Source organism: Streptomyces spiralis, from assembly GCF_014654675.1.
Taxonomy (GTDB): domain Bacteria; phylum Actinomycetota; class Actinomycetes; order Streptomycetales; family Streptomycetaceae; genus Streptomyces; species Streptomyces spiralis.
The window spans coordinates 116,038-128,757 of sequence record NZ_BNBC01000021.1 but is presented as its reverse complement, the minus strand read 5'-3'; the positions used below and the strand labels follow the sequence as shown (position 1 = coordinate 128,757).

Sequence of the window (12,720 nt, the reverse complement as noted above, 5' to 3'; positions counted from 1 at the left end):
TGTCCATACCACCGAGAATCGGCCCCCGCACCCCCGCCGAGGACCCCTGTCCACCCCTACCGGAGCGTCTGGAGCGCGCTTTGGCGCGCCTTTAGGGCTTGCGCGGACCATCGCACGGTACGAGTGGTCCGCGAATCCACGGACACGCCGACGCGAGGGGATGCCGGGGATGCCACAGTCAGACTTCGCCACCTTCACCGAGCTGCTCCGGACGCGGACGGCGGAGCTCGCCGACCAGGACGTGCACATCCATCTGCGCGACACGCGCGGCGGCGTCCGGGCCGAGCACCTCACGTACGGCGAACTCGACCGGGCAGCGCGGCGCATAGCCGCCTGCCTCCAGCAGTACGACGTAGCCCGCAAGCCGGTGCTGCTGCTGTACTCCTCCACCGTCGAGTTCCTGAAGGCGTTCGCGGGCTGCCTGTACGCCGGCGGCATTGCGGTGCCGGCGCCGATGCCCGGCGAGGCCGGCCACGGCAAGCGGCTCAACCGCACCTCGGCCGTGCTGAAGGACAGCGGCGCGACGGTCGTGCTGACCGAGACGACCGGCGCGCCCGAGGTGGCCCTGTGGCTGGCCCGCAGCAACCGCCAGGACGCCGCCTGCGTGGTCACCGACGCCTCCGGCACCGCCGACCCGGCCGACTTCCGGCCCGTCGCCGCCCGACCCGACGACCTGGCGTTCCTGCAGTACACCTCCGGCTCGGTGTCCGAGCCGCGCGGTGTGATGGTCTCGCACCGCAACCTGCTGGCCAACCAGGAGTCCCTCCGGACGGTGCTGCGCACCACCGGTGAGGACGTCTTCGGCAGCTGGCTGCCGCACTTCCACGACATGGGCCTGGTCGCCCATCTGCTGCACCCCGTCTGGCTGGGCAGCCACGGCGTGCAGATGTCCCCGCTGTCCTTCATCAAGCGCCCCGTGCGCTGGCTCCAGGCCATCGACGAGTACGGCGTCACCGTCGGCGGCGGCCCGAACTTCTGCTTCGACCTGTGTGTGCGCCGGGTCACCGACGAGCAGGTCGCCTCCCTCGACCTCTCCCGCTGGCGGCTGGTGATCAACGGCGCCGAGCCGGTGCGCGCCGACAGCCTGCGCGCGTTCGCCGACCGGTTCGCCCCGGCCGGACTGCGCCCGGAGGCGCTCTACCCGTCGTACGGCCTCGCCGAGGCCACCCTCGTGGTCTCCGGCGGCACGCCCGGCACCCCGCACACCGAACGGCTCTTCGACCAGGCGGAGCTGGAGCGCGACCGGGTCGCCGGGGCCGTCGCGGGCCGCGCCGCCCGCACCCTGGTCGGCTGCGGCCGGCCGGTCGGCCTGGACGTGCGCATCGTCGACCCGGTCACCCACCACGAGCTGCGGCCCGGCAGCGTCGGCGAGATCTGGGTGCGCGGCGCCAGCGTGGCCCGCGGCTACTGGAAGCGGCCCACCGAGAGCGTGCGGGTCTTCCGCGCCACCCTCAACAACGAGGAGAGCAACTTCCTGCGCACCGGCGACCTCGGCCTCCTCGACGACGGCGAGCTGTTCGTCACCGGGCGGCTGAAGGAGGTCGTCATCATCAACGGGCGCAACGTCTACCCGCAGGACCTCGAAGGCGCGGTGAGATCCGTCAGCCCCGCCCTCACCTTCGGCACCGGTGCCGCGTTCTCCGTGGAGGCCGACCGGGAACAGCTCGTCCTCGTCCAGGAGATCCGGCTGGCCGGCGTCACCGACGAGGGGCTGCGCTCCGTGGCCCAGCGCATCCAGGAGCTCATCGGCAAGGAGTTCGACATCCCGGCCGGCAACGTCCTGCTGGTACGCCCCGGCACCGTGCGCCGCACCACCAGCGGCAAGATCCAGCGGACCGCCATGCGCGAACTGTTCCTCCAGGGCGTGCTGCGCGGCGAGTACGAGGTGCTCACGCCCGACGTACGCGCCCTGGTCCGCGCGGACGACGAACTGCTCGGCGAGGACCTGCTGCGGCCCGAACCGGTGGAGGGGGTCCGGCCGTGGTGAGTGCGCTGCTCACCGCCCCCGCGGCGGAGAGTCGCGAAGACGCCGTGCAGGCCCGGGTCGCCGAGCTGGAGACCCTCCTCGGCGACCCCACCGACCCCGGCAACCCGCTCGGCTACGCCGCCCTGCTGTCGGCCGACCGGGCGGCGGTGCCGTTCGCGGCGGGCGAGTCGCTGCTCGACCGCTTCCGCCTCGCCGCCGAGTTCGTGCCCCGCGAGCTGGGCGGCCGGCTCGACCGCGTCGACGCCCTGGTGCGCCTCATGCGCCCGGTCTTCCGCCGGGACGTGGGCCTGGGCATGGGCTACGGCGTGACCACGTACATGGCCGCCTCCGACGTGTGGACCACCGGCAGCGACGCCCAGCGCCGCCTCCTCGCCGACCTGCTGCTGGCCGGCGGCCGGGCGGCCATCGCCCAGCACGAGACCGCGCACAGCAACGACTACGTCCGCAGCCAGGTCACCGGCCGCAAGGCGGCGGGCGGCTTCCTGCTGAACGGCGGCAAACCCCTCATCAACAACCTGGAACGGGCCGGGGCGCTGGTGCTGTTCTGCCGCACCGACCCCGAGCCCGGCAGCCGCAGCCACTCGGTGCTGCTGCTCGACCCGCGCGAACTGCCCCGCGAGCGTGCCGTGGTGACGCCCCGCCGGTCCCCCGTGGGACTGCGGGGTCTGCGGTTCGCCGGTATCGACTTCGACGCCTGCCCCGTACCGGAGTCGGCGCTGCTCGGCCCGGAGGGCGGCGGCATCGAGACCGCCCTGCGGTCCTTCCAGATCAGCCGGACCGTGGTCTCCGCGATGGCCGTCGCCGCCGTCGACACCAGTCTGCGCACCGCCGTCCGCTTCGACCAGGAGCGCTCCGGCGGGTGGCACGCGGCCGGCGCCGACCGCTCCCGTACCGACGCCGCGCTCACCGGCGCCTTCGTCAACCTGCTGCTGTACGACAGCCTCGCGGTCGTCGCCACCCGGGCGCTGCACGTGCTGCCCGCCGAGACCAGCGTCTACTCGGCCGCGCTGAAGTACCTGCTGCCGAAGGTCCTCACCGAGACGATGTACGACCTGTCCATCGTCCTCGGAGCCGGGTTCTACACCCGCGAGGGGACCCTCGGCATCTTCCAGAAACACGTCCGCGACGTCCCCGTCCTCAGCCTCGGCCATGCCGGGACCGTCGCCTGCCAGGCCACCGTCATACCCCAGATGCCGCGCCTCGCCCGCCGTTCCTGGTTCCGGCAGGGCGAGGCGCCCGAGTCCCTCTTCCAGCTGCGCGGTGAGGTCCCCCCACTGCGCACCGACCGGCTCAGTCTCGCGTGCGGGCGGGACTCCCTCACCGCCTCGATGCTCGCCGTCAGCGCGAGCATCCCCGGCGGCGGGCCGGCCGAGCGGGCCCTGCGCGCCCTCGCCGCGCAGCTGGTCGAGGAGTTCCGCGAACTGCGCAGCCGTGTCCTCGCCCTGGAGGCGACCGCGGCGCCGTCCCGGCCGAAGGCGGCGTGCTTCGCCCTCATGGACCGCTACGCGCTGCTGCTCGCCGCCGCCGCGGTGCTGGGCGTCTGGTACCAGGCCCGCGGCGGCCCCGACCCGTTCCTGGCCGACCCCTGCTGGGCGGCCGCCGCCCTGCACCGGATCGCCGGGCGGCTCGGCGCCCGCCCCGTCGAGCTGCCCCGGGAGTGCGAGACGCGGATCCGCCACGAGGTGCAGCTCCGCCACGCCGCCCAGAGCAGTTACGACCTGTACAACACCCCCATCCCCGGCTGACCGGCGCATGGGTCCGACCCACCGAAGGAGTCCCGCGATGACCACTCCCACGAGTCGGCACACCCCGGCCGGCACCGCCGCGCCGCACGACTGGCTGCTCGACCGGCTCTCCCTCTACCTGCGCCGGGCGCCCGACACCATCGACCCCACCGTGCCGCTGGCCGAGTACGGCATGGACTCGGTGTCCGCGCTCAGCCTGTGCGGCGACCTGGAGGACGCCTTCGGCCTCGAGGTGGAGCCCACCCTGCTGTGGGACCATCCCACCGTCGAGAGCCTCACCGGCTACCTGTGCGCGGCGCTGCCGGGGATGTCGGAGAGGCTGCGCTGATGGAGGACATCGCCATCGTCGGACTCGACTGCGCCTTCCCCGGCGCGGCGGACGCCGACGCCTACTGGGACCTGCTGATGCGCGGCGGCGACGCCATCGGCTCCGTCCCCGCGCGGCGCTGGGACCCGGACGACTTCCCCGGCGTGCCCGGGGCGGGCGGGTTCCTCGACGACGCCGATGTCTTCGACGCCGACTTCTTCTCCGTCAGCCCGCGCGAGGCCGCCGCCATGGACCCGCACCACCGGCTGCTGCTGCACAGCGCCTGGCGGGCCCTGGAGGACTCCGGCCGGGCCCCCGGCGACCTCGCCGGCAGCGACACGGGTGTGTTCGTCGGCATGATGGGCGGCGAATGGGGCCGGCTCACCATGGGCACGCCCGCGCGCGCCACCCCGCAGCTCGGCGCGGGCAGCAGCAACGGCATGGCCGCCAACCGGATCTCCTACCACTTCAACCTCACCGGCCCGAGCCTCGCCGTGGACACCGCCTGCTCCTCGTCCCTGGTCGCCGTGCATCTGGCGGCGGGCGCGCTGCGCGCGGGGGAGTGCGACACCGCGCTGGCCGGCGGGGTCAACGTACTGCTGTCACCGTCGCTCGGGCTGGTCTACGCGCAGATGGGGCTGGCCGCGTCCGACGGGCGCTGCAAACCCTTCAGCGCGGACGCCGACGGCATCGGGCGCAGCGAGGGCGTGGGCCTGGTGGTGCTGCGCCGGCTGTCCGACGCGGTCGCCGACGGGCAGCGGATCTACGCCGTGCTGCGCGGCAGCGCCGTCAACCAGGACGGCCGCAGCAACGGGGTCACCGCGCCCAACCGCTGGTCGCAGCAGGCCGTGGTGCAGGCCGCGTACCGGCGGGCGGGGATCACCCCCGACCAGGTCGCCTTCGTCGAGGCACACGGCACCGGCACGGTCCTCGGCGACACCATCGAGTGCGCCGCGCTCGGCTCCGTCCACGGGGTGCCACGCCCCTCGCCCTGCGCGCTCGGCTCGGTCAAGGGCAACCTCGGCCACCTGGAGGGGGCGGCGGGCATCGCCGCGCTCATCAAGACGGCCCTCGCCCTGCACCACCGGGTCGTGCCCGCCAGCCGCTTCGCCGACCGCGAGAACCCCCAGCTCCAGCTGGCCGCCCGCGGCATGCGTCTGCTGAAGTCCCCCCTCAGGCTTCCGGCGGGCGAGACCGTCGCCGCCGTCAGCAGCTTCGGCATGGGCGGCACCAACACCCACGCGGTGCTGGCCACGGCACCCAGGCCCGCCGTGTCCAGGTCGTACGCCGCTCCGGCGGGCGCGTCGGTCGCGGGCGCTGCGCCGAGGAGCGGTGAGACCGGGGTGTTCACGCTCAGCGCCGACACCCCGGAGGCGCTGCGGCGCAATCTCCTCGCGCAGGCGGAGGACGTGGCCGGGCGGCCGCCGGGGGACGCGGCGCGGCTGTGCTGGAGCAGCAACCGGATCAAGACCGGGCTGCCGTACCGGTTCGCGGTGACCGCACGGGACAGCGCGGAACTCGCGGACGCCCTGCGCGGGGCGGCGGCGGACGATCTCCCGGCCACGGCCGCGCCCCGCCCGTGGGCCCGTCCCGTCGTCGCCTTCCTGTTCACCGGCCAGGGCAGCGTCCACGCCGGCATGACCGCGCCCCTCTACCGGGACTCGCCCCTCTACCGCCGGCACCTCGACGAGGTCGACGCGGCGCTCGCCCCGCATCTGGGCGCCTCGGTGCGCGAGGTGATCCTCGGCGGCGGCGAGCGGGTGCACGAGCCGGCGTTCGCCCAGCCCGCCCTGTTCGCAGTGGGCTGCGCCCTGGCCCGTACGCTCGCCGCGCTCGGCGTCACCCCCGCGGCGGTGCTCGGCCACAGCCTGGGCGAGTACGCGGCCGCGGTGACGGCCGGCGCGCTCGACCTGGACGAGGCCGCCCGTCTGGTGGTCCGCCGCGCCGCCGTGCTGAGGGACCTGCCCCACGGCGGCGGAATGCTGGCGGTGCGCGCGGGCGCCGAGCCGGTCGCCGAACTCCTCGCGGGGGAGCCCGAAGTGCGGATCGCCGCGCTCAACGGCCCCTCGGACACGGTCCTGTCCGGGCCGCGCGAGGCCCTGTCGCGTCTCGAACGCGCGCTGGGCGCCCACGGCGTGGACGCCCGGCCCCTGGACGTCACCCACGCCTTCCACGCGCCGCCGACCGCCCCGATGGCCGAGGCCCTGCGCGAGGAGTCCGTACAGGCGACGGCGCCCACGCTGCCCTTCGCCTCCACCCGGTACGGCCGGATGTTGCGCGAGGAGCCCCTGGACGGCGCCTACTGGGCGGACCAGGCGGCGCAGCCCGTGCTCTTCGACGCCGCGCTGGGCGCGCTCGTCGCCGAGACGTTCCCCACCCACCTGCTGGAGATCGGCCCGCGCCCCCAGCTGCTGCCCCTCGCGGGACGCGCCGGTCACGCGGCGGGCCTGGAGGGCCTGCACCCCGCACCCGGCCCCGAGGCGACCGGCCGCGAACTGGCCGAGACGGTCGCCGCGCTCCACCGGGCCGGCCTCGACCCGGTGTGGGACGCGCTCTACGCGCCCGGCCACCGGGCCGCGGAGCGGCTGCGGCCTTACGTCTTCTGCGCCGACCACCACTACTGGGACCGCCAGTCCGGCCCGGCACCCGCCCCCGCTTCGGCGACGCGGCAGCACCCCGGAACACCGTCCCCCGAACCACATCCTCCGACGCGGCCGGAGCACGCGCCGGGACCCGAGAAGCCGGGACTCGTGGAGACGGGACTCGTGGAGCCGGGACCGGCGGAGCCGGAACTCACGGAAGCGGGACCGGTCCTGGCCGCCGTCGTGGACGCGGTCGTGGAGGTCGGCGGCCACCCCCGCGAACGCGTGCTGCGCGAGGCCCGCTTCTACGAGGACCTGGGCTTCGACTCGGTGATGATCATGCAGCTCAAGAGCCGCGTGGAGAGCCGGCTGCCGCAGATCGGCGAGGTCTCCGTCCAGCAGCTGCTGCCCGCGCTGCGCTCGGTCGGCACGCTCGCGGACTTCCTCGACGACATGGTCATGGCGGGCGCGGCATGAGGCACATGAGGGAGGACCGGTGAACATGTCCCGAGACACGGTGTACCTCGCCGCTACCGGCACGGCGCTGCCCGGCGACCCGGTGGACAACGCCGCCCTCGCGAAGCTGCTGGGCGCGAGCGAGGAGTGGATCGACCTCTTCGTCGGCACCAGGACCCGGCACTTCGCCTGGGACCCGGCCACCGGCGAGGTGCTCAGAACGCTCGCGGACCTGTGCGCCGAGGCCGGGTCGCGGGCCCTGGCGGCGGCCGGGCTCGACCCGGCCGACATCGAGTTCCTCGTCCTCGCCACGGCCACCCCCGACCATCTGCTGCCGACCACCGCCACCGAGGTCGCGGACCGGCTCGGCATGGACCATCTGCCGGTCTACCAGCTCCAGGCGGGCTGCTCCGGAGCGGTCCAGGCGCTCGACCTCGGCCGCTGTCTCGTCGCCGGGGGCCGCCGGGCGGGCCTGCTGATCGGCGGCGACGTCACCCACCGCTTTCTCGCCGCGCGCCGCAGCGCCGCGCGGATGCCGACCGAGGAGCTGGTCAACCACGTGCTGTTCGGAGACGGCGCGGGCGCCGTCGTCCTCACCGCGGAACCGGACGGGCCGGGCGAACGGGGGGTGGCGCTGCGCGGCGTGCTCAACCGGTGCGCCGGACGGCGCCGCCCGCCCGGCCAGTTCATCGACTGGTCCGGCATCAGCGACCGGGACACCGAACGGCGGATGCTCGCCGAGGACTACAAGGCGATCGAGGAGCACGTCCCGGCGATCTCCGTGGAGATCGTCTGGGAGCTGCTGGGCGAGCTCGGCTGGACAGTTGACGAAGTCGACCACATTCTGCCCCCGCAGCTGTCCGGGCGGATGACCGCGCGCATCATGGAGCATCTGCCCGTGCCTTCGGCCGCCGAGGTCTCCTGTGTGACCGAGACCGGCAACACCGGCAACGCGCTGCCGTTCCTGCAACTCGACCGTCTGCTGCCCCGGCTGGGCCCGGGACAGCGGGCACTCGCGGTGACGGTGGAGTCCAGCAAGTGGATCAGGGCCGGCTTCGCCCTGGAGAGGGCGTGAGGAGACCATGACGACGGGACAGAGGGAGCCGGTGGGCCCGACGGGACTGGACCGGCTGCGCGATCTGCGGTCGCGGGGGCTGCTGGAGACGTCGTACGACCAGGTGGCGGGCCTCCTCGCGGAGGAGACCCTCACGCACGGCGGCGACGGCGTCTCCGGCGCGGACGGTGCGTACGGCGGCCCGTACGGGGCCGCGCTCCAGCGCGCCGGCCGGCTGCTCGCCACGCTCGACCCCGACGCCGTCCTCACCCGTCATCCGGGCACCCCCGTGCTGACCGTCGCGGTCACCGGGCAGTCCACGGTCGCCCCGGTCGTCGACCCGCTCACGGCCGAACTGGCCCGCCACGGCATGCTGCTGCGGCCCGTGGTCGGCGACCACGGTGCCTGGCTGCGGGACCTCGGCGACCCCGGCAGTCCGCTGCGGACGGCGGACCCCGACCTCACGCTGTGCCTGCTCGACGCTGAGACCGTCTTCGCCCAGGTGCCCGTGCCCTGGCGTCCCTCGGACGTCGAGAGGGCGGCCGACGAGGTGCTGAAACGACTCGCCTCGATCGTCGATGCGGTGCCCGGACCACTCGTCCTCAACACCGTGCCGCTGCTGCGCCGCCACACCCACCAACTGGTCGACCACCTGTCCAGGGCCCGACTGTCCGTCGTCTGGCGGGAGTTCAACACACGTCTGCTGCGGCTCGCCGAACGCACCCCCCGGCTCGTGGTCGTCGATCTGGAGCCGCTGGTGTGCGCGGGCGGCCCCGCCGTCGACGAACGCCTCGCCTGCTACGCCAAGGCGCAGCTGTCCGCCGGACTGCTGGCCGGATACGCCCGCGAGGTGGCCCATCTGGCCCGCGCGCTGCGCGGCATGACCCGCAAGTGCCTGGTGCTGGACCTGGACCAGACCCTGTGGGACGGCGTCCTCGCCGACGACGGCCCCGACGGCATCGCCGCGGCCGGCACCCTGCGGGGCGAGGCATTCCACGGCTTCCAGCAGGGAGTGAAGCAGTTCGGCGCCCAGGGCGTGCTGCTCGCGGTGAGCAGCAAGAACGACCGGGAGGCGGTCCTCGGCGTGCTGCGCGGGCACCCCGACATGGTGCTGCGCGAGCGGGACTTCGTACGGATCGACGCCGACTGGCGGCCCAAGGACCGCGCCCTCGCCGAGACGGCGGAGGACCTGGGCATCGCGGCCGACGCCCTGGTCTTCGCCGACGACTCCCCGGTGGAGCGCGCCCAGGTGCGCCACGGCGTCCCGGAAGCGGCCGTCGTGGCACTGGACGAGGAACCCGCCCTGCACCTGACCCGCCTGCTCGCCGACGGCTGGTTCGACACCCTGCGGCTGACCGACGAGGACCGGGCCAGAACGGACGCCTACCACAGCGAGCGCGGCCGCCGGGCGCTGCGGGAGAACGCCGGGTCGCACGAGGACTTCCTGCGCGGACTGGACGTGGCCGTGTCGCTGTCCCCGCCCCTCGGCCACGAGTTCGCCCGGCTCGCCCAGCTCACCCAGCGCACCAACCGGTTCAACCTCACCGGGGCGCGGATGGGGGAGGACGAGCTGCGCGAGCGGGCCGCCGACCCGGGCCGCCATCTGCTGCTGGCGGCCCGCAGCTCCGACCGCTTCGGCGACGACGGGCTGGTCGGGGCCGTGCTGGGGCACTACGACGGCGACCTGCTGCACCTGGACAATGTGTGGCTGAGCTGCCGGGTGCTCGCCCGCGGCATCGAGCAGGCGTGTGTGGCGGCGGTCCTGGCCGCGGCCCGCGACGAGGGACTGACCGCCGTGCACGCCGTGTACCGGCCCACCGCGCGCAACGAGCGGGCGCGTGACTTCTACCGCTCCTGCGGGTTCACCATTGCGACGCACGGCGGTCTCGAGCACGACGAGATCACGTTCGGCTACGTTCTGGACACGGTCCCTCAAGCCCCCGCACACGTGCGGATCGACGGGATAGAACTGGGGAGGAGGGCCGGTGCACATCACTAGCCTCGAAGGGTTCCTGTCTCTGGTCCGCGACGAACTCGGCCTGGACACGGCAGGTGTGGAGGCGGCGGACGCCGATCTGGCGGATCTGCCCGGCTGGGACTCGCTCAATCTGCTCCGGATGGTGGTGCTCCTGGAGGAGCACGGCCGACCGGTTCCGGTGCACCGGCTGCTCCAGGCCCGAACCCTCCAAGAGATCTACACATTCGCGAAGGAGTAATGATGACCGCCGGCCACGGCGCACCGGGTACGTCCGCGCTCGGCCCGCCCCTGGGCGAGCCCATCGCCGTGACCCCGCAGGGCGACTCCTGGGACCGGGTCAGGGACGATCTCGCCACCCTCGGGTCCGCGATCGTCCACGCCAGGCTGAGCGACCTGGAGGGCCACCTGCCCTCCGGCGACGGACTGCGCGCGCTGCTCGGCCGCGACTGGACGCGCTACCTCGACCTCACCCACGCCGACGTGCGCCACCGCTACGCCGCGTCGCGCATGCTGCTGAAGTACGCGGCGGCCGCCGTGCTCGACGGCGACCCCGACGAGCTGGAACTGGCGTACGGGCCCACCGGGCGGCCGTATCTGCGCGGCTGCGACCAGATCGACATCAGCCTCAGCCACACCGACGACCTGCTGCTCGTCGGCCTGACCACCCGCGGGCTCATCGGCGTCGACGCCGAGCGGACCGACCGCGAGATGTACGACAGCGGCCTGGGACGGCACATCTGCACGCCGTACGAACTGGTGCTGCTGGCCGGGATGGCGCCGGAGGAACGCAACCAGGGCCTGGTCCGGCTGTGGACGCTGAAGGAGGCGTACAGCAAGGCCATCGGTCAGGGCATGCAGTTCCGCTTCACCGAGTTCGGGTTCGGGCCCGACGGGCGGCCGGTGCGCGTGCAGCGGCCCGACGGCACCGAGGGCACCGGCGACGAGTGGCTGTTCCGCACCGTCGTGCTGGACGGCTACTTCGTCAGCGCCGCCGTCTACGACGCCGGATTCGGCCCCCTGTGGGACACCCACATCACCACCATGCTCGACCAGGACTGCGTGGAGGCCGTCACCGAGGCGCTCGACCGGGAGGACACCGCCCGCCACCCGGCCGGCGATCAGGACGAGGAGGTGTGATCGCCGTCGTGGATGCCCCTGAGCGCGGCGTTGAATCCGGCCTGGAAGCGGCTGGTCGCCTCCAGCTCCTCGGTGATCTCCGCGATGTGCCGCCGGCAGGTGCGCACCGCCATGCCGAGCCGGCGGGCGACCATCTCGTCCTTGTAGCCCCTGGCCATCAGCTGGATGATCGACTTCCGGATGGCGTCGGGCGCCGCCGCGGCCCGCTGGGACTCGACCACGAACGGCGACCCGTTGTCCCACAGGTAGTCGAACACCGCACACAGGAACGCCACCAGCGTCGGCTCACGCACGATGGCGGCGCCGCCCGGACGGCCGTCGGCGGTCCGCTCGGGCAGGAAGGCCACCTCGCGGTCGTAGATGATCAGCCGGTCTATGACCTGGTCGACGGTGCGCACCTCGGCGCCGTGCTCGGTCACGTCCCGCACATACGCCCGGGTCGGCAGGTCGTTGCGGGCGGTGTGCTGGTAGATGGTCCTGATGGCGGCCCCGTGTTCGAGCACGCCCAGGGCCGATATCCGGGCCTCGGCGAGTACGTGTGCCGGCCGGGCGCCACCGGGCTGCACACTCATCAGCTCACGCCGGCAGTGGCGGCTGAGGTGGTCCAGCATCGACTGGACCCGGCTCTTGTCGCTGATGATGTCGAAGGCCTCGACCCGATTGCGCAGCCGCCGGCCCTCGAAGTAGAGCGGGGTGAGGGAGTGCAGCTTGGTGCGGATGTCGGTGACCGCGTTGGTGAGATCCCGGATCTGCCGCTCCGCCGGGCCCACCAGGGCCGCCGCCGCGGCGTCGGGCGCCACCGGCACGAGTTCGCCGGGGCTGCCCGGCATCGGCTGGAGCAGCCGCAGACTGCGCAGCGCCTGTTCCGCCCGCTGCGCCTCCTGAGGGGCCAGGGACAGGTGCCCCGCGATCTCCTCCCGCACGAATCGGCCCTGCTCGACCGCGTACCCGTAGGCGGCGGCGCTCACATCGTCCAGTTCGGCGAATACTGAGTCGGAATCAGCACGTCCCATCCCTTGGATCTCCCCCTCCGGACGCCGCAATTGCTGCCAGGCAACTTTACGCCAGCGTGGAGCTCTTGGTCTGTGTGTTCGATGCACGGCAGGGTGTTCTTGTCGCCGCGGGGACACCCGAGAGCGGCAACGGTAACGCCGTTCCACTTCATGATGGGGGATACATGAGAGTAACTTTCGGCGCCGTTCGCACCGTGACACTGAGCGCGCTGGCAGCCGCTCTGATGGCCGTTCCGGCCACCGCCGTTGCCGCGGCGGGCGACGGGTCCCAGCAGTTCGACGGGATGTCCGTGTCGGCATCCGTGGTGACGGAAACGACCCTCGAGACGCCGAACGACGACAGGTGGGACGTGAGCACGGGAGCGGTGATCGAGACGCCGAACGACGACCGGTGGGACGTGGGAACGGGAACGGCTCTGGCGACGCCCGACGACGACCGGTGGGACTAGGGCCTCTCGTTC

The 12,720-nt window shown here is 73.5% G+C and carries 10 protein-coding genes; 9 read left to right on the top strand and 1 reads right to left on the bottom strand.

Features of this window, described 5'->3' with window-relative positions:
* Window positions 1-169: 169 nt before the first annotated feature.
* The 8 genes from IE318_RS22190 to IE318_RS22155 are packed head-to-tail and all read left to right on the top strand — an operon-like array spanning window position 170 to window position 11,246.
* Complete coding sequence (locus tag IE318_RS22190) at window positions 170-1,987, top strand: fatty acyl-AMP ligase (RefSeq protein WP_229903668.1); 1,818 nt, start codon at window positions 170-172, stop codon at window positions 1,985-1,987.
* Window positions 1,984-3,732: an acyl-CoA dehydrogenase family protein gene (locus tag IE318_RS22185; RefSeq protein ID WP_229903667.1), complete on the top strand. Its 1,749-nt coding sequence runs from the start codon at window positions 1,984-1,986 to the stop codon at window positions 3,730-3,732. Before IE318_RS22190 ends, IE318_RS22185 begins: the two co-directional genes overlap by 4 nt.
* 37 nt (window positions 3,733-3,769) lie before the next feature.
* Complete coding sequence (locus IE318_RS22180) at window positions 3,770-4,060, top strand: acyl carrier protein (protein ID WP_189902958.1); 291 nt, start codon at window positions 3,770-3,772, stop codon at window positions 4,058-4,060.
* A complete protein-coding gene (locus tag IE318_RS22175; protein WP_189902956.1) occupies window positions 4,060-7,098 on the top strand; it encodes a type I polyketide synthase in 3,039 nt (1,012 codons plus the stop codon). Before IE318_RS22180 ends, IE318_RS22175 begins: the two co-directional genes overlap by 1 nt.
* A 25-nt stretch (window positions 7,099-7,123) precedes the next feature.
* Complete coding sequence (locus IE318_RS22170; protein ID WP_189902953.1) at window positions 7,124-8,152, top strand: 3-oxoacyl-ACP synthase III family protein; 1,029 nt, start codon at window positions 7,124-7,126, stop codon at window positions 8,150-8,152.
* A gap of 7 nt (window positions 8,153-8,159) precedes the next feature.
* Window positions 8,160-10,130, top strand: a complete 1,971-nt coding sequence (locus IE318_RS22165; protein WP_189902932.1) for an HAD-IIIC family phosphatase — start codon at window positions 8,160-8,162, stop codon at window positions 10,128-10,130.
* The gene (locus tag IE318_RS22160; RefSeq protein ID WP_308438586.1) at window positions 10,117-10,347 is read left to right on the top strand and encodes an acyl carrier protein; all 231 of its coding nucleotides are present in this window, start codon (window positions 10,117-10,119) and stop codon (window positions 10,345-10,347) included. The genes IE318_RS22165 and IE318_RS22160 overlap by 14 nt, the downstream gene beginning before the upstream one ends.
* A 2-nt stretch (window positions 10,348-10,349) precedes the next feature.
* On the top strand, window positions 10,350-11,246 hold the full coding sequence (locus tag IE318_RS22155) for a 4'-phosphopantetheinyl transferase family protein (protein ID WP_189902930.1): 897 nt from the start codon (window positions 10,350-10,352) through the stop codon (window positions 11,244-11,246).
* On the opposite strand, the gene IE318_RS22150 is transcribed toward IE318_RS22155, so the two are convergent.
* On the bottom strand, window positions 11,228-12,259 hold the full coding sequence (locus tag IE318_RS22150; protein WP_189902927.1) for a helix-turn-helix domain-containing protein: 1,032 nt from the start codon (window positions 12,257-12,259) through the stop codon (window positions 11,228-11,230). The two genes, IE318_RS22155 and IE318_RS22150, sit on opposite strands and share 19 nt — an antisense overlap.
* 56 nt (window positions 12,260-12,315) lie before the next feature.
* Between IE318_RS22150 and IE318_RS22145 the strand changes: the two genes are divergently transcribed.
* Window positions 12,316-12,708, top strand: a complete 393-nt coding sequence (locus IE318_RS22145; protein WP_189902925.1) for a hypothetical protein — start codon at window positions 12,316-12,318, stop codon at window positions 12,706-12,708.
* Window positions 12,709-12,720 lie beyond the last annotated feature (12 nt).